Origin of the sequence: Sanguibacter antarcticus (genome assembly GCF_002564005.1) — a bacterium.
In the GTDB taxonomy this organism is placed as follows: Bacteria; Actinomycetota; Actinomycetes; order Actinomycetales; family Cellulomonadaceae; genus Sanguibacter; species Sanguibacter antarcticus.
In genome coordinates this window covers 1585511-1604228 of sequence record NZ_PDJG01000001.1, presented here as the reverse complement: position 1 = coordinate 1604228, position 18718 = coordinate 1585511, and the positions used below count along the sequence as shown (strand labels likewise).

Annotated in this window: 17 protein-coding genes; 11 read left to right on the top strand and 6 right to left on the bottom strand. The window is 70.7% G+C overall.

Annotation, left to right across the window (positions count from 1 at the left end):
- The first annotated feature begins 1 nt into the window (after nt 1).
- The 6 genes from ATL42_RS07270 to cofC all read left to right on the top strand — a co-directional run bounded on the left by ATL42_RS07270 (nt 2) and on the right by cofC (nt 6192).
- On the top strand, nt 2-1327 hold the full coding sequence (locus ATL42_RS07270; RefSeq protein WP_098454778.1) for an aspartate aminotransferase family protein: 1326 nt from the start codon (nt 2-4) through the stop codon (nt 1325-1327).
- A gap of 77 nt (nt 1328-1404) precedes the next feature.
- Nucleotides 1405-2142 carry an SDR family oxidoreductase gene (locus ATL42_RS07265; protein WP_245862725.1) on the top strand — a complete coding sequence of 246 codons (738 nt, stop codon included), beginning with the start codon at nt 1405-1407 and terminating at the stop codon, nt 2140-2142.
- 2 nt (nt 2143-2144) lie between these two features.
- Nucleotides 2145-3701 (top strand): hypothetical protein, encoded by a 1557-nt coding sequence (locus ATL42_RS07260; RefSeq protein ID WP_098454776.1) that lies wholly within the window; start codon nt 2145-2147, stop codon nt 3699-3701.
- 9 nt (nt 3702-3710) lie between these two features.
- Nucleotides 3711-4709, top strand: coding sequence for a TIGR03557 family F420-dependent LLM class oxidoreductase (locus tag ATL42_RS07255; protein ID WP_098454775.1), 999 nt, complete (start codon nt 3711-3713; stop codon nt 4707-4709).
- Nucleotides 4706-5521 (top strand): coenzyme F420-0:L-glutamate ligase, encoded by an 816-nt coding sequence (locus tag ATL42_RS07250; protein WP_245862269.1) that lies wholly within the window; start codon nt 4706-4708, stop codon nt 5519-5521. Before ATL42_RS07255 ends, ATL42_RS07250 begins: the two co-directional genes overlap by 4 nt.
- Nucleotides 5518-6192, top strand: a complete 675-nt coding sequence (gene cofC / locus ATL42_RS07245; protein WP_098454774.1) for a 2-phospho-L-lactate guanylyltransferase — start codon at nt 5518-5520, stop codon at nt 6190-6192. The genes ATL42_RS07250 and cofC overlap by 4 nt, the downstream gene beginning before the upstream one ends.
- Here cofC and cofD read toward each other — a convergent pair.
- Nucleotides 6173-7210: a 2-phospho-L-lactate transferase gene (gene cofD, locus ATL42_RS07240; protein ID WP_098454773.1), complete on the bottom strand. Its 1038-nt coding sequence runs from the start codon at nt 7208-7210 to the stop codon at nt 6173-6175. The two genes, cofC and cofD, sit on opposite strands and share 20 nt — an antisense overlap.
- A gap of 79 nt (nt 7211-7289) precedes the next feature.
- The gene (locus ATL42_RS07235; protein WP_143556710.1) at nt 7290-7598 is read right to left on the bottom strand and encodes a hypothetical protein; all 309 of its coding nucleotides are present in this window, start codon (nt 7596-7598) and stop codon (nt 7290-7292) included.
- 226 nt (nt 7599-7824) lie between these two features.
- Between ATL42_RS07235 and ATL42_RS07230 the strand changes: the two genes are divergently transcribed.
- On the top strand, nt 7825-8244 hold the full coding sequence (locus ATL42_RS07230; protein ID WP_098454771.1) for a CoA-binding protein: 420 nt from the start codon (nt 7825-7827) through the stop codon (nt 8242-8244).
- Between the two features lie 42 nt (nt 8245-8286).
- On the opposite strand, the gene ATL42_RS07225 is transcribed toward ATL42_RS07230, so the two are convergent.
- The 4 genes from ATL42_RS07225 to proC all read right to left on the bottom strand — a co-directional run bounded on the left by ATL42_RS07225 (nt 8287) and on the right by proC (nt 12319).
- Nucleotides 8287-9075: a putative F420-0 ABC transporter ATP-binding protein gene (locus tag ATL42_RS07225; RefSeq protein WP_098456412.1), complete on the bottom strand. Its 789-nt coding sequence runs from the start codon at nt 9073-9075 to the stop codon at nt 8287-8289.
- Nucleotides 9072-10238: a putative F420-0 ABC transporter permease subunit gene (locus ATL42_RS07220; protein ID WP_098454770.1), complete on the bottom strand. Its 1167-nt coding sequence runs from the start codon at nt 10236-10238 to the stop codon at nt 9072-9074. Before ATL42_RS07220 ends, ATL42_RS07225 begins: the two co-directional genes overlap by 4 nt.
- 15 nt (nt 10239-10253) lie before the next feature.
- Complete coding sequence (locus tag ATL42_RS07215) at nt 10254-11330, bottom strand: putative F420-0 ABC transporter substrate-binding protein (protein WP_245862267.1); 1077 nt, start codon at nt 11328-11330, stop codon at nt 10254-10256.
- A gap of 164 nt (nt 11331-11494) precedes the next feature.
- Complete coding sequence (proC, locus tag ATL42_RS07210; protein ID WP_098454769.1) at nt 11495-12319, bottom strand: pyrroline-5-carboxylate reductase; 825 nt, start codon at nt 12317-12319, stop codon at nt 11495-11497.
- A 289-nt stretch (nt 12320-12608) separates the two neighbouring features.
- Here proC and ATL42_RS07205 point away from each other — a divergent pair, with 289 nt between their 5' ends.
- The 4 genes from ATL42_RS07205 (at nt 12609) to dhaK (ending at nt 18717) form a co-directional block, all read left to right on the top strand.
- Nucleotides 12609-12800 carry a hypothetical protein gene (locus tag ATL42_RS07205; protein WP_098454768.1) on the top strand — a complete coding sequence of 64 codons (192 nt, stop codon included), beginning with the start codon at nt 12609-12611 and terminating at the stop codon, nt 12798-12800.
- 157 nt (nt 12801-12957) lie between these two features.
- Nucleotides 12958-16242: an isoleucine--tRNA ligase gene (gene ileS, locus ATL42_RS07200; protein ID WP_098454767.1), complete on the top strand. Its 3285-nt coding sequence runs from the start codon at nt 12958-12960 to the stop codon at nt 16240-16242.
- Nucleotides 16239-17639, top strand: coding sequence for a bifunctional folylpolyglutamate synthase/dihydrofolate synthase (locus tag ATL42_RS07195; RefSeq protein WP_098454766.1), 1401 nt, complete (start codon nt 16239-16241; stop codon nt 17637-17639). Before ileS ends, ATL42_RS07195 begins: the two co-directional genes overlap by 4 nt.
- A gap of 82 nt (nt 17640-17721) precedes the next feature.
- Complete coding sequence (gene dhaK / locus ATL42_RS07190) at nt 17722-18717, top strand: dihydroxyacetone kinase subunit DhaK (protein WP_098454765.1); 996 nt, start codon at nt 17722-17724, stop codon at nt 18715-18717.
- Nucleotide 18718: the final 1 nt, after the last annotated feature.

The window sequence follows — 18718 nt, the reverse complement described above, 5'->3', positions numbered from 1 at the left end:
CATGACACCACCAGCCACACCGCCGCCCGGTGACGACGCGCTCACGCTCGACCGCGCGCACGTCTTCCACTCCTGGTCGGCCCAAGGTGCCCTCGCACCCCTGACCATCGCGGGAGGGCTCGGGTGCGAGGTCTGGGACGACGCCGGTCGCCGCTACCTCGACTTCTCCTCCCAGCTCGTCAACATCAACATCGGTCACCAGCACCCCCGTGTCGTCGCCGCGATCACCGAGCAGGCCGGGCTCTTGACGACCATCGCGCCCGGCCACGCCCACCTCGCACGCGGGAGGGCGGCGCAGCGCATCACCCAGCACGCTCCGGACGGCATGAACAAGGTGTTCTTCACCAACGGTGGAGCAGACGCCAACGAGAACGCCATCCGGATGGCCCGGCTGCACACGGGCCGAGACAAGATCGTGTCCGGCTACCGGTCGTACCACGGCAACACGGGCGCAGCCGTCGTCGCGACCGGCGACTGGCGGCGCGTCCCCAACGAGTATGCGAGCGGGCACGTCCACGCCTTCACGCCGTACCTCTACCGCTCGGACTTCTGGGCCCAGGACGAGGCCCAGGAGTGCGAGCGGGCGCTCGCCCACCTCCACCGGGTCCTGCAGTGCGAGGGCCCGTCGTCGGTCGCGGCGATCCTGCTCGAGACGATCCCCGGGACGGCAGGCGTCCTCACGCCCCCGCCCGGGTATCTGGCCGGAGTCCGTGAGCTCGCCGACCGGTACGGCATCCTCATCATCCTCGACGAGGTGATGGTCGGTTTCGGCCGGACCGGCCAGTGGTTCGCCTTCGACGGCTTCGACGTCCGTCCAGACCTCGTGAGCTTCGCCAAGGGGGTCAACTCCGGGTATGTCCCGGCCGGAGGCGTCATCATCTCCGACGAGATCGCGGCGACCTTCGACGAGAGGGTCTTCCCCGGTGGGCTCACGTACTCGGGCCACCCGCTCGCCATGGCGGCGATCGTCGGCACGCTCGACGCGATGGCTGACGAAGGCATCGTCGAGAACGCCCGACGGGTCGGCGCCGAGGCGATCGGACCTGGTCTCGCCGCGCTCGCAGAGAAGCACCCGAGCATCGGCGAGGTCCGCGGTCTCGGCGTATTCTGGGCGCTCGAGCTCGTCCGTGACCGTGAGACACGGGAGCCCGTCAGCCCGCAGAGCATGGTGATCGTCCGCGACGGGTGCCTCGCCCGGGGCCTCCTTCCGTTCACCGCCGACAACCGCATCCACGTCGTGCCGCCGTGCGTCGTGACGACCGACGAGGTCGCCACCGCGCTCGCCGTGTACGACGAGGTCTTGACCACTCTCGAGGAGTCCCTGTGACGCACACGTCGTCCAGCACGCAGCCGCCCGCCCGTCGTCCCGACGCCACCTCGGGCGGGGCCGGTCGGCCTCGTCGTGTGGTGGTGACCGGTGCGTCGTCCGGGATCGGCGCCTCGACCGTCGAGCTCCTGCGCTCGCACGGCTGGGACGTTGTGGCCGTCGCCCGGCGCGCCGACCGGCTCGCCGAGCTAGCCGAGCGGACGGGCGCGACCGCGGTCCAGGCCGACATCACGTCCGACGAGGACGTGGCCCGGCTCGTCGAGACGGTCCTGGCCGACGGGCCCGTCGACGCGGTCGTCAACAACGCCGGCGGAGCGTTCGGCGCCGACCGTGTCGCCGACGCAGACCTCGACCTGTGGCGCAGGATGTACGAGCTCAACGTCCTCGGCACCTTCCGCGTGGTGCAGGGATTCCTGCCTGCCCTGCGCGAGAGCGAGGGGGACGTCGTCGTCATCACGTCGACGGCCGCGCACGAGCCGTACGAGGGCGGTGGCGGCTACGTCGCCGCGAAGTACGCCGAGCGCGTGGCCGCCCGGACCCTGCGCCTCGAGCTGGTCGGTGAGCCCCTGCGTGTCATCGAGATCGCCCCCGGGATGGTCCGCACGGACGAGTTCTCCCTCACGCGGTTCGCCGGCGACCAGGCCAAGGCAGACGCCGTCTACGAGGGGGTCCCCGGACCGCTCGTCGCCGGCGACGTGGCCGAGGTCGTCCGGTGGAGCCTCGAGCAGCCACCGCACGTGAACATCGACACGGTCGTCGTGCGTCCGCGCGCACAGGCTGCGTATACCAAGACGCACCGCGTGCTCGCCGACTGAGCATGCCGCGCGTCCTGCCTGCACTCGACTGGGCGGCCCTCGTGCGGGGCCTGTGGGCGGTGCTCGGCGACGTCCGGTCGCTGGGCTTCTCGCTCGACCCGCGAGAGGTCCGGACCAGCGTGCGCGCGCTGCGGGGCCTGGTCACCTCGAGCACGGCGTGCGCGACGGGGCCCGCGCCCGGCGGTCCGGCTGCTCTCCGGGCGGAGGCCGAGCGGTGGGCCGCTCTCACGGTGGCCGTGGGCGAGACGTCGCTCCCCACGCTCGGCGGCGCGTCCGACGACGCAGCGGGCCTGACCGACGACGTCCGGCGCACCCTCGAGGCTTCAGCGGACGCGCTCGCGGCCGCACGGGCGAGGCGCATCGAGGTGGGGGTCAGCCTCCGCTCCGTGGGCCGTCGCGTGCGCGGTGCGCACGGCGTCGCGGGCAGCCTGTCGGGGGTGCGTGACGCGATCCGTGCTGCGCGCGTCGCGGACGCAGGTGCAGCTGCCGCCGCACGAGCGTGCGACCACGCGCTCGACGTCGTCGACGACCAGGTGTCGGTCGCCCCGCACGGCGTCGTCGGGCAGGTGGCGTTCCGGGCCGCGGGTTCTCCGGACGCTCTGCGGCACGCTGCCCGCCCGCTTGTCGGAGACACCGCTCGGAGAGCCCAGGAGGCTTACGACAGCCTGCCTGCGGCGGGTCGAGAGACGGTGGACAGAGCCCTGGCCAGCATGCCGGGGGACGAGCATCGTGCATGGGTTCTCGCGTCGCTCGCGAGCGGAGCCGCGCCCACGACGCTCGTCCGGTTCGCCGACCGCATCGCTCCCATCGACGCCACGAGGCTCGCGACCGCACTCGACCCGACGGACCCGCGCCTCACCTCCCGGCGCACGCTGCACGGGGTCCGGATCTTCCAGCAGAGCACGGGGACCACCTGCGGCTCGGTCTCGCTCGTCGTCGCGCGGATGCTGACCGACCCGGTCTATGCGCTGTGGATGCTCGACGCCTACGACGCCACCACCGGAGAAGCGAGCCCGCACGGTTCGACGTCCGACGGGATCGCGTACCGGTTCACGCACGAGGAGCGCCAGGTGCAGAAGCGGACGAGCTCGTGTACGGACCGCTCCGCGCGCACGGACCTGCGCCCGGTCGTCAGGACCCGGCTCGCGTGGCCGACGGCCCTGGGGACGCCACCGTGGGGCGCGAGCGAAGAGATGAGCTCCGGCGTGGGACCCCGCGGCACGAGGTACCGCGTGACGATGATCGACTCCGACAGCCCCGCACGCTGTCGGCAGGCCGTCGACGACGTCGCTCGTGCTGTCGACCGTGGGCGTCCCGTCCCGGTCTTCACCGGGTCAGACAGCGTTCCTCGCCACGTGGTGCTCGTCGTCGGACGCGGGACGGACGGGGCGCTCCAGGTCTTCAACCCGGCGACAGGCACCGTGCGCACGATCAGCGAGCAAGACTTCGTCGCGGGCGGCGACGAGCTCCGGGCGGTCGGTTCCTGGCCGCGCGCATGGGCTGCAGTGACTCCCGTCACGTCGGCGGAACTATGTCGGACCCGCGGGACCAGGTACTAGGCTGTCGTGATGGACCTGACCATCGGCTATGCAGCCATGCTCGAGCAGTTTCACCCGACCGACATCATCGCGCTCTCGGAGTACGCGGAGACGCAGGGCTTCAGCGGGGTGATGGCTGCGGACCACTTCCAGCCGTGGGTGCCGCAGCAGGGACAGAGCGCGTTCGTGTGGAACGTCCTCTCGGCCCTCGGCGAGCGCACCAAGGGGGACCTCGGACCTGGCGTCACCGCCCCGACGTTCCGGTGGCACCCCGCGATGGTCGCGCAGGCCTCAGCGACGCTCGCAGCGATGTACCCCGGGCGACACTGGCTCGGGCTCGGCTCCGGCGAGGCCCTCAACGAGCACATCATCGGCCAGTACTGGCCGGAGGCGCCCGAGCGGATCAACCGCATGTTCGAGGCGATCGACGTCATCAAGAAGCTCTTCGCTGCCTCGCTGGCAGGCAAGGACGTCAAGCACTCTGGCCCGTTCTACAAGCTCGAGTCCACACGGCTGTGGACCATGCCCGAGGTGGCTCCCGAGATCCTCGTGGCGACCGCAGGGCCGATCACGGCCAAGCGCGCCGGCAAGAACGCCGACGGGCTCATCACCGTCGGGGCACCGCTCGAGAAGATCTCGATGCTCTTCGGCAAGTTCGACGACGGTGCGCGCGAGGCCGGCCGCGACCCCCTGACCATGCCGAAGGTGCTCCAGATCCACCTGTCGTGGGCGGAGACCGACGAAGAAGCCATGGTCAACGCGATGACCGAGTGGCCGAACGGCGGCATGAAGTTCCCCAAGGCCGACATCCGCTCGCCCTTCGAGTTCGAGCAGATCGCCAAGCTCGTCCGCCCCGAAGACTTCGAGGGCCGCATGGTCATCTCCAGCGACCCTGACGTGCACCGCGAGAACATCCAGAAGTACGTCGACCTCGGCTTCGACCGCATCTATCTCCACAACGTCGGCCGCAACCAGCGCGAGTGGATCGACGTGTTCGGCCGGGACGTGCTCCCCAAGCTCGTCCGGTGACCGAGGCGCTGCCGGTCGCCGACGGCCCTGCACCCGAGCTGCGGGTGTGGGCCCTCGACGGAATCCCTGAGGTCAGCCCGGGCGACGACCTCGTCTCCCTCGTCCTGGCGGCGCTCGAGGCGCAGCCCGCCCCGGACCGCTGGGTGCAGGACGGCGACGTCGTCGTCGTGACGAGCAAGATCGTCTCGAAGGCTGAGGGGCGCGTCGTCTCGGCCGACGACCGCGAGCAGGCGATCACGGACGAGACGGTCCGCGTGGTCGCCTCTCGGGTCCACCCCGGTGGGGTGACACGGATCGTCGAGAACCGGCTGGGTCTGGTCATGGCTGCGGCAGGAGTCGACGCGAGCAACACCCCCGACGGGACGGTGCTGCTGCTCCCTGTCGACCCCGACCTCTCGGCGCGGCGCCTGCGAGCGGGTCTGGCCGACCACCTGGGCGTGCGTGTCGGGGTCGTCGTCACCGACACGGCGGGGCGACCCTGGCGTGCAGGCCAGACCGACATCGCGATCGGCGCGGCGGGTGTGCAGGTGATGGACGACCTCCGCGGCCAGACCGACACGCAGGGGCGGACGCTCACCGTGACCGTGGCTGCCGTCGCGGACGAGATCGCTGCTGCCGCCGAGCTCGTCAAGGGCAAGGCGAGCGGGCGCCCGGTCGCGATCGTCCGTGGTCTCGCCCACCTCACCCTGGCCGACGACGGACCTGGTGCGCGGGCGCTGGTCCGCCTCGGACCGGAAGACATGTTCGCTCAGGGGAGTGCCGAGGCGTACGAGCAGGGGTGGAAGGACGCGGTCGAGGGGGACCGCCAGTGACCTGGACGGTCGTCGTCCCGGTCAAGGTCGCTACGGCGGCGAAGACGCGTCTCGCGGGTGACCTCAGCCCGGCACAGCGCGTCGCCCTCGTCCGGGCGATGGCCGTCGACACGGTTGCGGCGGCGCGCGCCACGCCCCTCGTCAGCCAGGTGCTGGTCGTCACAGACGACCCGGACGTAGACGCCGACCTGCACGCCTCCGGACGCGGTGGCACCCGGTGGGCATCTCTCCTCATCGTGCCTGAGCCGTCAGGCGCGAGGGGACTCAACGGGGCGATCGCGGCGGGGATCGCTCGCGCACGGGCTGATCGAGAGTGCCCTGTCGCCGTGCTGCTCGGCGACCTGCCGGCGCTGAGGCCTGTCGACCTCGCCGAGGCGTTGCGCGCGGCGGCGAGCCATCCGCTCGCGGTGGTCGTCGACGCTGACGCGACGGGAACGACGCTCATCACGGCGGCGGCCGGTGCCGAGCTGCACCCGGCGTTCGGGGAAGGGTCGGCTGCCGAGCACCTCCGTCGCGGTCATGTGGCGCTGGACGTCCCGGCCGGCTCCGGTCTGCGGCAGGACGTCGACGTCCTGGACGACCTCGCTGCTGTCTCACGGATCGGCCCGGGCAGCGCGACCGCTCGTGTGCTCCGGGCGCTCGTCCCGGGGGTCAGACCGTCAGTCGCGTAGTCGGGGTCACGGCGAGGTCGAGAGCGTCCGCAGCCATCTGCGCGGTCGTGGGGACGTCGGTCATGAGCAGCGGGACCGCACGAGAGCGGATCCCGGCGGTCTCGAGGCCGACGACGACGCCGGAGTCGACGTCGGCGACGAGCCATCCGTCGAGGATGCCGCCGGCCTCGCGTCGGTCGGGGGTCGCACGGGCGCCGTACATCAGCGCGACCGCTGCGGTGCTCGTCTCCACGCCGATGGCGGAGAGGCACGCGTCGGCCATCCCGCGCAGCGCGGCACCGCCGATGATCGGCGAGATCCCGACGACAGGTGCGGGCGTCGTCCGGAGCGCGTCGCGGACTCCACGGACAGCGAGGATCGTGCCGAGCGAGACGACCGGGTTCGACGGGGGGAGGAGCACGACGTCGGCGGTCGCGATCGCGTCGAGCACCTGGGGCGTCGCCGACGCTGAGTCGAGACCGACCTGCTCGAACCGGCGGGCCGGGATGCCTGCTCGGTGACGCACCCACCACTCCTCGAAGTGGATGAGCCGCTCGGGGTCCGCCGTGGTTCCGGAGCCGACGACGACATGGGTCTCGACAGGCTGGTCGCTCATCGGCAGCAGGGTGACCCCGGGGTTCCAGCGCCGGCAGAGGTGTGCTGTCGCTTCGGTGAGCGACGTGCCGGCACGCAGGAGCTCGGTGCGTGCGAGATGGGTCGCGAGGTCGAGGTCGCCGAGCGTGAACCAGTCCCAGCCGAGGTCGTAGGCGGCGAGGTCCTGGGAGACACGGCTCGACTCGTCCTGCCGGCCCCAGCCCTGCCCGTCGTGGATCGCCCCACCGAGCGTGTACATGACGGTGTCGAGGTCGGGGCAGACGCGGACACCGTGCAGCCACATGTCGTCACCGGTGTTCGCGACGACCGTGACCTCGGCGGTCGTCCCGCCGGCCCCGTCTGGGTAGCGCTCGGCGAGCAGGTGAAGGAGGCCCCGCGTGAAGCGGGCGCCACCGACGCCTCCCGCCAGGAGAGTGATCTTCATGAGAGGAGGCTATCGGCGCTGCGCACGGCGCGCTGACGCGGAGCGGCGACACGTCTGGTCCTGCTGACCGTCGCTCGTGTCAGTCGTCAGGGCTGTCGTGCGGGGCGGGACCGCTCTCCTGCTCGAGGAGGTGCTGGACGGCAAGGACAGCGGCGGCGGCCGCCCCGCCGCCGGCGGCGGTTGGTTCCACGCCGGGCACCGTGCGGGGCAGAGCAGGAGCGTTGGTCGTCGTAGCGGGTGAGGGAGCACTGGGCGCAGCCTCGGAGGAGCAGGACACGAGGCCGAGCGCGGCGGCGAGACCGAGGGTCACCGCAGCCTTGGCCGCCACCCGCGGAGACGTGAGGGGCGCTCGTGGCGACGGGGGAGCGGTTGTGTGGGTCGAGGTCATGCCGAGACCGTAGGACGAGCGTCGTGCCTGTGCGGACGCATCAGCGTCAGTTGTGGAGGGAGTGGCTCGCATGACTGCCTGTGGACGGCTCTATCCCTGATGAACAGGGCCCCTGAAGGTCATGGCCGCTTTCGCAGCCCCTTCGCGGGTCCGGCGAGCGAGCTCTCCATCGTCGTCTGCTGGTCGAGGAGCATCCGGACGCACCGCGGTGTGGTTACGTAGAGCCATGAATTTTACCAACGACGACACCGTGATCCGCAGACTGCTTACCGAGCCGGGCCGGTGGGCCGTGGTCGGGCTGTCGGACAACCGGGACCGGGTCGCCTTCGGCGTCGCGTCCTACGTCCAGGGGCTCGGCATGGAGATCGTCCCGGTCCACCCGAAGGCGGAGACTGTGCACGGCGCACGCGGGTTCGCCACCCTCGCCGAGGTTCCCGGCCCGATCGACGTCGTCGAGGTGTTCGTCCGCTCTGACCTCGCGGGCGACGTCGTCGACCAGGCGATCGCGGTGGGCGCGAAGGCCGTGTGGTTGCAGCTCGGTGTCATCGACGAGGCCGCCGCTGCACGCGCGGTCGCAGCGGGGCTCGACGTCGTCATGGACACGTGCCCGGCGATCGAGGCGCCGCACCTCGGCATCCTCGTCTGAACGAGCCGTCCAGCGTCGAGACCGGCTCGGGAGAGAAACCGCTCAGCGACCCGAGAAGGTGAGCACCGGCCGACCGGTGCTGGGGTGGCGCAGGATCTCGGTGCGGACGCCGTAGACGTCGTCGACGACCTCGGGCACGAGCACGTCCGTGACGGTGCCGGCGGCGACCACCCGCCCGCCGGCCAGGAGGATGACGTGGTCGCACGTGCCAGCCGCGAGGTTGAGGTCGTGCAGCGCAGCGAAGACCGTGACCCCGTCTGCGGCGAGCGTGCTCAGGAGCGCCATCGTCGCGAGCTGAGCGGAGATGTCGAGGTGGTTCGTCGGCTCGTCGAGCAGGAGGACGGACGGCTCTTGGGCGAGAGCGCGCGCGACGTGGACGCGCTGCCTCTCACCGCCTGAGAGCGTCGCGAGGCTGCGTTCCGCGAGGGCGGTCAGGCCGAGCCGCTCGAGCACGGAGCGGGCGAGGTGCCGGTCGGCGTCGCTGTCGCCCGCGAGCAACGAACGGTGCGGTATCCGTCCGAGGAGGACGGCGTCGAGGACGGTGAGGTCGATGTCTGTCGTCGCGTCCTGCTCGACGAACGCCAGCAGCCGTGCACGGTCTCGCCGCTTGGTCGCCACGAGGTCCCTGCCGCCGAGAGAGACGGTGCCGCCGTCGGGCGACTGCACACCGGCGACGAGCCGGAGCAAGGTCGACTTGCCCGACCCGTTCGGGCCGAGGAGCCCGGTGACCGAGCCAGGCGGGACCGTGCAGTCCACACCGTCGACGATGAGTGCACCACCGATCGACCAGCTCACCCGCGAGGTCGAGAGCTCGGCAGCCTGGGCGGTCACGTCGACCTCCGCCCGCGCCACAGGACGAGGGCGAAGACGGGCGCACCGACCGCCGCGGTGACGATCCCCACAGGGAGCTCCCGGGGCGCGAAGACGGTGCGCGCCGCGGTGTCGGCCCAGACGAGGAACGTCGCACCGAACAAGCCCGAGACGGGCAGGAGCAGACGGTGCCGTGCACCGGCGACGAGCCGGACGAGGTGCGGGAGGATGAGACCGACGAAGCCGATCGAGCCCGAGACCGACACGAGGGCCCCGGTGAGCAGCGCCACGGCGACGAGGAGCGCCCAGCGCGTGCGGTTCACAGAGATACCGAGAGCCGAGGCCGCGGTGTCGCCGAAGGTGAACGCGTCGAGCACCGACCCCGTCGCGGTGAGCAGCGTGCCGAGGACGAGGAGCGCCCCGCCGGCGATCGCCACAGACGCCCACGTGCTGCCCGCGACGGAGCCCATGAGCCACGCGAGGATCTCCCGGTAGGAGTCGCCGGTAGCGGACCAGAAGATGATGAACGACGTGCCGGCCGCGCAGAGCTGTCCCACCGCGAGCCCGGCGAGGATCGTCCGGGTCGGCGTGATCGACCCTGCGCTGCTCGCGAGGAGCAGCGCACCCGCGAGCGCTGCGACCGCACCGACGAACGCTGCGACCGGGAGAAGGACCGCGCTGCCGAGGACGATCACGCACACGGCGCCGAGAGACGCACCGGACGACAGGCCCAGCAGGTACGGATCAGCGAGCGGGTTGCGCGTGACCGACTGCATGACGACACCGCAGACCGCCAGCCCCGCGCCGACAGCCGCAGCGGTCAGGACGCGGGGCAGGCGCAGCTGCCAGACCATCCCGTCCTGCAGGAGAGGGACCGTGTCGAGGCCGAGCAGCCGGCCCATGCCGAGGTGGTGGGCGACCGATCGCCAGACGTCTCCGGCACGGATCTCTGCCGGGCCGATCGTCACCGCGACCACGACCGTGGCGACGAGCGCGAGCGCCCCGCCGACGATCCAGGCGACCGTCCGTGCTCTCTCGGACCGCCGTCGCCTGCCGGGCAGCAGGCCGGGCTCCCGGGTGGTCCCGTCGGCGGACGCCACGGGACCTGCGCACGGGGTGTCGGTCCCGGCGCCGTCAGTGACGGTGCCGGGACCTCGCCCGGGTGCGTCGTGCACGGTCGTCATGGGTGTCGCTCCAGATCAGGATGCAGGGATCGTGAGCTCGGAGAGCTGCTCGCTCAGGTTCTCGGCAGCCCAGACGCTGCGTACGCCCGCCTCGGTCGCGGGGAACGGGATGACGATGTAGCGCTCCTCCTGCACGGCGGTGAGGTTTGCTGTCGCCGGATTTCCCTCGAGGAGACCGATCTTCGAGTCCGCAGTGTTCCAGGGCGCGTCGACGAGGATGATGACGTCGGGGTCGGCGGCGATGGCCTCTTCCCAGGAGAACGGTCCCCACGTGTCGTGGATGTCCTCGGCGACGTTCTCGAGCCCGACGACGTCCATGATCATCTGGGGCGCACCGATCCCGGCACCGACGTACGGGATGTCAGATCCCGAGGAGTACCACAGGGCGCTCAGGCCACGGTCGTCCGGGACCACCGCGTCGAGGTCTGCGCGCTGCGACTCGACGAGCTCGGACGCAGCCGTCGAGACGTCGAAGATCTCACCGACCTCGCTGATCTCGGCGAAGACGTCGTCGAAGGTCAACGGGTCCGGCTTGTAGTCCTCGTCCTTGCACGCAGCGGGTGCCACGTAGGTCGCGACGTCGAACGCGTCGAACGAGTCGCGCTCCCCGGCGCCGTCGGCCGAGAGGTTCGACTCCCAGCCTGCGTAGACGAGGTCGGGCTCGAGCGTGAGGACGGCCTCCTGGCCCGGCACCTTGTCCGAGAGGGGCGTGACGATGGCGGGGTTCGCCGCCGCGTCGTCTGCGAGCCAGTCCGCGACCGGACCGTCAGGGAACGCGGTGCCGACGATGCGGTCGCCGAGCCCGAGCGCGAGGAGCATCTCGGTGGTGCTCGACTTGATCGTGACGACAGAAGCGGGTGCAGCGTCGACGGTCACCTCGACACCGCAGTTGTCGAGCGTCAACGGATAGGTCGTCGCGCTCGTCGACGTGGTCGTCGTGCTGGTTGTGGGGGTCGCGCTCGTCTCGGTGTCCGAGGCGCAGGACGCGGTCGTCAGGGCAAAGAGCCCGACGACGACTGCGGCGGCCGCTCGGTGGGCGGACGGTCCGCGGACGGTTGTCGCGGGTGCGGGGCGGGGGTCGGTCAGGGGCACGAATGATCTCCGGGGGCATGGGAGCGACGACGGGAGGGCGCGACTACTGCACGCCGGAGATCAGCGGTCCAAGTCAGGAGCCGCGCCACCGAGCCATGTCGGGCCCGGGATCAGAAGCCCACGATACGCCGCGTCCGAGCATGTCAGGACGCGGCGGCGGTGGATCAGGAGCCGGAGGAGAGCTCCTTGTCGCGGGCGATGGTCTCGGTGACACCGTGCACGACCGTGGAGAGGAATCCTCGGTCCTCGAGCGCGAGGAGCCCTGCGACCGTCGTTCCGCCGGGTGAGCACACGGTGTCGATGAGGTCCCACGGCGTGAGGTCGGACTGCTGGACCATCTGGGCGCTGCCGAGGACGGTCTGTGCCGCGATGCGTGTCGCGAGATCCTTCGCCATCCCGGCCTTGACGGCGCCGCGGGCGAGCGAGTCGATGAAGAGGTAGGCGAACGCGGGCGCGCTCCCGGCGACGGCCGTGAACGTCGAGAACTGGCTCTCGGGAAGCTCGATCGCGTCTCCGACCGCGGCGAAGATGCCGAGGACGAGCTCGACGTCCTGTGCGGTCGCCGCGGCGTTGCCGCACACGGCAGCCATCCCTGCGCCGATCATCGCGTTGACGTTGGGCATGACGCGGACGACGGCCTGGTCGGGCGCGGTCGTCCCGGTCGCCAGGAGCGTCTCCAGCCGAGCGATGGGCGTCCCTGCAGCGATCGAGACGACCACCCGACGCCGGTCGGCGATCTGGGCGGCGAGGCCCGGCAGGACCAGGGGGATCACCTGAGGCTTGATCGCGAGGACGACGACGTCGGAGAGGTCGACCAGCTCCTCGTTCGAGCTGGCGACCTGGACGCCGAGCTCTGCGCCGAGGGCGTCACGCTTCGCGACGTCCGGGTCGAACACGACGATCTCGGCAGCGGTGAGCGACCCGTCGGCGAGCACCCCGCGGACGATCGCGGTGGACATGTTTCCGGTGCCGATGAATCCGACGGTCATGGTCGATCCTGCCTCTCGTGGGGGGTGGACGTACGCCTTCACCGTATCGGGTCTTGCCGAGCAGACCGTCCGCCTGGCATGATGCACGCGTGACCTCTGCCGACCGTACCGACTCCGCGCACACCGTGCGTGCGTCGTCGTCTGCCGTCGCGTCGGTCCCGGTCACCTGTGCTGCTGCGTGTTGTTGAGGCTCCTGCCTCCGACCGCCCTGCCTGACTCCACCTGACCCTCCCTCGCGGGACGCGGTCTCGTCGGGAGCAGGCGCCGCACGCACCCGCAAGGAAGACCCATGGTCACGCTCGACGTCCTCACCGCTGCACCCCTCACGATCGAGATGCTCGTCGCTCGCGACATCTCCGCATATTCCGAGCGCACCACCCGCAGGCGCAGGTACGATGGAGCCACAGGCTTCGACCCGGCCATCACCGGTGAGCCTCCGGAAGAACAGGCAGCACGGCGCACGCACCGTCTGCTCCAGTAGAACCGGACGGGTACGGCCCGTCACAGCCAGCAGAGCGGTCGTGCTCCCCAGGAGCGCGGCAAGCGGGGTGGTACCGCGGCTCGGCGCCCAGCGCCGGTAGTCGTCCTCGCACCGATCGTGCACGACCCGGACCACCCGCTACAGGAGTCGCACCGTCATGGCCTATCCGTTGCACCGTCCCGACCAGTCAGGCGTCCCCGCCTCGCCGAGCCTCCCTGCTCTCGAGGAAGGTGTTCTCGCATACTGGGAGCAGGACGGCACGTTCCAAGCGTCGATCGACGCTCGACCGGCCGGCATCGACGGCGCGAACGAGTTCGTCTTCTACGACGGACCGCCCTTCGCCAATGGTCTCCCGCACTACGGGCACCTCCTCACCGGCTACGCCAAGGACGTCGTGCCCCGCTACCGGACGATGCGCGGGCAGCGGGTCGAGCGCCGGTTCGGCTGGGACACCCACGGGTTGCCCGCCGAGCTCGAGGCCGAGCGGATCCTCGGCATCACGGACAAGTCTCAGATCGAAGCCATGGGCATCGACACGTTCAACGCGGCGTGCCGCGAGTCGGTCCTGCGCTACACGGGGGAGTGGCAGCAGTACGTCACCCGCCAGGCACGCTGGGTCGACTTCGAGAACGACTACAAGACGCTCGACGTCACCTTCATGGAGTCGGTGATCTGGGCGTTCAAACAGCTTTACGACAAGGGGCTGGCCTACGAGGGCTACCGCGTGCTGCCGTATTGCTGGCGCGACGAGACGCCGTTGTCGAACCACGAGCTGCGCATGGACGACGACGTCTACCAGTCTCGTCAGGACCCCGCGCTCACGGTCGGGGTCCGCCTCGAGACCGGTGAGCTCGCGCTCGTCTGGACGACGACGCCGTGGACCCTGCCGTCCAACCTGGCGATCGCTGTCGGCCCCGACGTGGAGTACGTCGTCGTCGCACCCGGAGAAGGGTCCGCGCTCGCGGGCCAGGAGGTCGTCATCGGCGCGGCCCGTCTCGGCGCGTACGCGAAGGAGCTCGGCGAGGACGCCCAGGTGCTGCGGACCGTCCAGGGCTCAGAGCTCGCGGGGCGCCGCTACGCACCGATCTTCGACTACCTCGCAGGAGACCCCGAGAACGCGGCCGCGTTCCAGATCCTCGTCGCGGACTTCGTCACCACCGACGACGGCACCGGCCTCGTCCACCTCGCACCTGCCTTCGGTGAAGACGACATGGCCGTGTGCCAGGGCGCCGGCATCACGACGGTCGTCCCTGTCGACTCGCGCGGCCGTTTCACGAGCCTCGTCCCGGACTACGCGGACCAGCAGGTCTTCGATGCCAACCCCGCCATCATCAAGGACCTCAAAGAGGGGACGGGCCCGCTCGCGCGCACGGACGCTGCCGTGCGTGCCGTCGTCGTGCGCCACGAGACGTACCAGCACTCGTACCCGCACTGCTGGCGCTGCCGGAACCCGCTCATCTACAAGGCGGTCTCGAGCTGGTTCGTGAGCGTCACGACGATCCGCGACCGCATGGTCGAGCTCAACCAAGACATCACGTGGACGCCGGAGCACATCAAGGACGGGCAGTTCGGCAAGTGGCTCGCGGGGGCACGTGACTGGTCGATCTCTCGCAACCGGTACTGGGGCACGCCCATCCCGGTCTGGGTCTCGGACGACGAGTCCTACCCGCGCATCGACGTCTACGGCTCGCTCGCGGAGCTCGAGGCCGACTTCGGTGTTCCCGTGACGGACCTCCACCGCCCGTTCATCGACGAGCTGACGCGCCCGAACCCGGACGACCCTACGGGGCGCTCGACGATGCGTCGCATCACCGACGTGCTCGACGTGTGGTTCGACTCGGGCTCGATGCCGTTCGCCCAGGTGCACTACCCGTTCGAGAACGCCGAGTGGTTCGAGCACCACTACCCCGGCGACTTCATCGTCGAGTACATCGGTCAGACGCGCGGCTGGTTCTACACGCTGCACGTCCTCGCGACCGCGCTCTTCGACCGGCCGGCGTTCCGCAACGCCGTCTCGCACGGCATCGTGCTGGGCTCCGACGGTCGCAAGATGAGCAAGTCGCTGCGCAACTATCCGGACGTGTCCGAGGTCCTCGACCGCGACGGCTCGGACGCCATGCGGTGGTTCCTCATGAGCTCGCCCATCCTGCGCGGCGGGAACCTCGTGGTCACCGAGGACGGCATCCGGGACTCTGTCCGCCAGGTGCTCCTGCCCGTGTGGAGCACGTACTACTTCTTCACGCTCTACGCGGGGGCCGCGAACGGCGGCGCCGGGTACACAGCGCGGCGCGTCGAGGCCGACGAGGTGGGCGGGCTCCCGGTCATGGACCGGTACCTCCTGGCGCGCACCCGCGACCTCGTCGTGGTCACCCAGGCACAGCTCGACGCCTTCGACGTCGCTGGAGCCTGCGAGAGCGTGCGCGAGTACCTCGATGCTCTGACGAACTGGTACGTGCGCACCCAACGCGACCGGTTCTGGGAAGAAGACCCGAACGCGTTCAACACGTTGTGGACCGCGCTCGAGACCCTCACCCGTGTCATGGCGCCGCTCGCCCCGCTCCTCACCGAGGAGATCTGGCGCGGGCTCACCGGCGGGCGCAGCATCCACCTCACCGACTGGCCCGAGGTCGTCGACGCCGAGGGCGTCGCGACCGTCCTCGGGACGGTGCTTGTCGCAGACGGTGCCCTCGTCGAGACGATGGACCGGGTGCGCTCCGTGGTCTCGCTCAGCCTCGGGCTGCGCAAGGCTCACCAGATGCGTGTGCGCCAGCCGCTGTCGGGCCTGACGGTCGTCGTCGACGACCCCGCATCGCTCGAGCCGTACACGGCTCTCGTGGCGGGCGAGCTCAACGTCAAGGCCGTCACGCTCGTCGGGCTCGGAGACGAGGCAGCCTCGGCGTTCGGCGTCGCACAGCGACTGAGCGTCAACGCGCGTGCTGCAGGCCCGCGCCTCGGGCGAGGGGTCCAGGACGCCATCAAGGCGGCCAAGGCCGGTGCGTGGCGGACCACCGACGACGGCGTCGTCGTCGTCGAGACCGGAGCCGGCGACGTGCCCCTGGTCGAGGGAGAGTACGAGCTCTCGACCGTCGTAGGCGAAGGGTCGCAGGAGACCGGCGAGATCGCCGCAGTGGTCCTGCCCGGCGGAGGCTTCGCCGTCCTCGACCTCCAGCTCGACGACGCGCTCCTCGCCGAGGGGTACGCCCGCGACGTCGTGCGCGACGTCCAGGACGCCCGCAAGTCCACCGGGCTCGACGTGAGCGACCGGATCCTCCTCACCCTCGACGTGCCCGCGCAGTGGGTCGCCGCCGTCACCGAGCACGAGGACCTCATCGCCAGCGAGACGCTCGCGGTCCAGGTCACCATCACCTCGTCGGGCACCACCGACCGGTCCGTGACCGTCGAGAGGTCCGCCGTACCAGCTGACAAGGACACGGACGCATGAGCAGCCGCAAGGACGGACGCCGGCGCGAGCCGGGCCCCGTCGTCCCCCCAGAGGTCCGCAAGGAGCTCGACGACATCTACGCCGCGATCATGGCGCGGGCCCCCGAGCACGACATCGACCCGACGCTCGACCGCGTCCGGAAGGTCTGCGAGCTGCTCGGCGACCCCCAGAAGGCGTTCCGCGTGGTCCACCTCACGGGCACCAACGGCAAGACCTCGACGTCGCGGATGCTCGACTCCCTCGTGCGCGAGCACGGGCTGCGGACCGGGCGGTTCACGAGCCCGCACCTCACGTCGGTCACCGAGCGCATCGCCGTCGACGGCGAGCCCCTCAGCGCCGAGCGCTTCATCGAGGTCTGGCGCGACGTCGAACCCTACGTCGACATGGTCGACGCCCAGTCGCGAGCAGCAGGTGGTCCCCGCCTGAGCTTCTTCGAGGTGCTGACCGTCATGGCGTTCGCCGCGTTCGCGGACGCCCCCGTGGACGTCGCCATCATCGAGGTCGGCATGGGCGGCACGTGGGACTGCACGAACGTCGCCGACGGGGAGATCGCCATCATCACCCCGGTCTCGATCGACCACGAGCGCTGGCTCGGCCACACCGTCGTCGAGATCGCCGGCGAGAAGGCCGGGATCATCAAGGACGGGGCGACCGTTGTGCTCGCCGAGCAGACCGCAGACGCCGACGGCGTGATCCTCGCCGTCGCAGCACAGCGCGGCGCACGGGTCCTGCGCGAAGGCGTGGACCTCGAGGTCCCCGAGCGCTTCCCCGCCGTCGGCGGTCAGCTCGTCAGCCTCCGCACGCCCGCAGGCCTCTACACCGAGGTCTACCTCCCGCTCTACGGCGCTCACCAGGCGCACAACGCGCTGCTCGCGCTCGCGGCCGCGGAGGCGCTCTTGTCCGGCGGGCGGGCGCTCGACGGCGACCTCGTCGGTGCGGCGTTCGCTGCAGCGGACTCCCCAGGGCGGCTCGAGGTCGTGCGTGCCAGCCCCACGATCCTCGTCGATGCCGCACACAACCCGGCGGGCGCCCAGGCGCTCGTCGACGCGATCGACGAGTCGTTCGACTTCACGCGTCTCGTCGGGGTCGTCGGCATCCTGGCAGACAAGGACGCCGAGACGATCCTGTCGATCCTCGAGCCGCTGCTCGCGGAGATCGTCGTCACCGAGTCGTCGTCCGTGCGCTCCTACGATGTCGACGACCTCGAAGAGATCGCCAAGGAGATCTTCGGCGACGACCGGGTCCACAGCGTCGCGCGCCTCGACGAGGCGCTCGACCTGGCGGCGGGCCTGGCCGAGAACGAGGACACCATCGGCGTCGGGACCGGCACGGGGGTCCTCGTGACGGGATCGGTCATCCTCGCTGCGGAGGCCCGGCTGCTTCTGGGCAGAGGCTGAGGAGCGACTGCGCAGCGGCTTCTGCGCAGTGCGGCTCGCGGTGCTTGAATGGCACTCGGAGCCGTCTGGGGAGAGCTGAACCATGAAGAAGCTGATCAATGCAGTTGAGGACGTCGTCGCGGAGTCCGTCGAGGGCTTCGCGTGGGCGCACGCGGACATCGTCGAGATGCGGACCGACCCGCTCTTCGTCGTGCGCCGCGGTGGTGCGCGGGAGGGCAAGGTCGGGCTCGTCTCCGGCGGTGGGTCGGGCCACGAACCGCTGCACGCGGGCTTCGTCGGTCTCGGCATGCTCGACGCCGCGGTCCCGGGAACGGTCTTCACGTCGCCGACACCCGACCACGTCCTCCCGGCGCTCGCCGCAGCGGACTCGGGGCGCGGCGTGCTCGCGATCGTCAAGAACTACACGGGTGACGTGCTCAACTTCGAGACGGCGATCGAGCTCGCGGACGCGGACGGGATCGAGGTCGCGACGGTCGTCGTCGACGACGACGTCGCGGTGAAGGACTCGCTGTACACGGCGGGCCGCCGGGGGGTGGCCGGGACCCTCGCGGTCGAGAAGATCGCAGGTGCCGCGGCGGAGCGTGGCGACGACCTCCAGGCGGTCGCTGCGACGGCTGCCCGGGTCGTCGCGAACGTCAGGTCGATGGGCGTGGCGCTCACGGCGTGCACGGTCCCGCACGTCGGCCGTCCGAGCTTCGACCTTCCGGACGACGAGGTGGAGATCGGCATCGGCATCCACGGCGAGCCGGGGCGTCGTCGGATCCCGGTCGCACCGGCTGACGACATCACCGCGATGCTCGTCGAGCCTGTCGTGGAGGACCTCGCCCTGACGTCCGGCGAGAGCGTGTTGCTGTTCGTTAACGGTATGGGCGGGACCCCTCTCTCAGAGCTGTACGTGGTCTATCGTCAGGCACGCCGGCTCCTGGAAGATCGGGGTGTCGTCGTCGCGCGGTCCCTCGTGGGCAACTACGTCACCTCGCTCGACATGCAGGGTGCGTCCGTCACGGTCCTGCGTCTCGACGATGAGCTGACGGCCCTGTGGGACGCGCCGGTGCACACCGCCGCGCTGCGCTGGTGAG

What these genes read in the sequence shown, in the direction of transcription:
- dhaK (WP_098454765.1), top strand. Translation starts at nt 17,722, where the DNA reads ATGAAGAAGCTGATCAATGCAGTTGAGGACGTCGTCGCGGAGTCCGTC.
- ileS (WP_098454767.1), top strand. Translation starts at nt 12,958, where the DNA reads ATGGCCTATCCGTTGCACCGTCCCGACCAGTCAGGCGTCCCCGCCTCG.
- cofD (WP_098454773.1), bottom strand. Translation starts at nt 7,210, where the DNA reads ATGAAGATCACTCTCCTGGCGGGAGGCGTCGGTGGCGCCCGCTTCACG.
- ATL42_RS07195 (WP_098454766.1), top strand. Translation starts at nt 16,239, where the DNA reads ATGAGCAGCCGCAAGGACGGACGCCGGCGCGAGCCGGGCCCCGTCGTC.
- proC (WP_098454769.1), bottom strand. Translation starts at nt 12,319, where the DNA reads ATGACCGTCGGATTCATCGGCACCGGAAACATGTCCACCGCGATCGTC.
- ATL42_RS07270 (WP_098454778.1), top strand. Translation starts at nt 2, where the DNA reads ATGACACCACCAGCCACACCGCCGCCCGGTGACGACGCGCTCACGCTC.
- ATL42_RS07255 (WP_098454775.1), top strand. Translation starts at nt 3,711, where the DNA reads ATGGACCTGACCATCGGCTATGCAGCCATGCTCGAGCAGTTTCACCCG.
- ATL42_RS07230 (WP_098454771.1), top strand. Translation starts at nt 7,825, where the DNA reads ATGAATTTTACCAACGACGACACCGTGATCCGCAGACTGCTTACCGAG.
- ATL42_RS07220 (WP_098454770.1), bottom strand. Translation starts at nt 10,238, where the DNA reads ATGACGACCGTGCACGACGCACCCGGGCGAGGTCCCGGCACCGTCACT.
- ATL42_RS07260 (WP_098454776.1), top strand. Translation starts at nt 2,145, where the DNA reads ATGCCGCGCGTCCTGCCTGCACTCGACTGGGCGGCCCTCGTGCGGGGC.
- ATL42_RS07235 (WP_143556710.1), bottom strand. Translation starts at nt 7,598, where the DNA reads ATGACCTCGACCCACACAACCGCTCCCCCGTCGCCACGAGCGCCCCTC.
- ATL42_RS07205 (WP_098454768.1), top strand. Translation starts at nt 12,609, where the DNA reads ATGGTCACGCTCGACGTCCTCACCGCTGCACCCCTCACGATCGAGATG.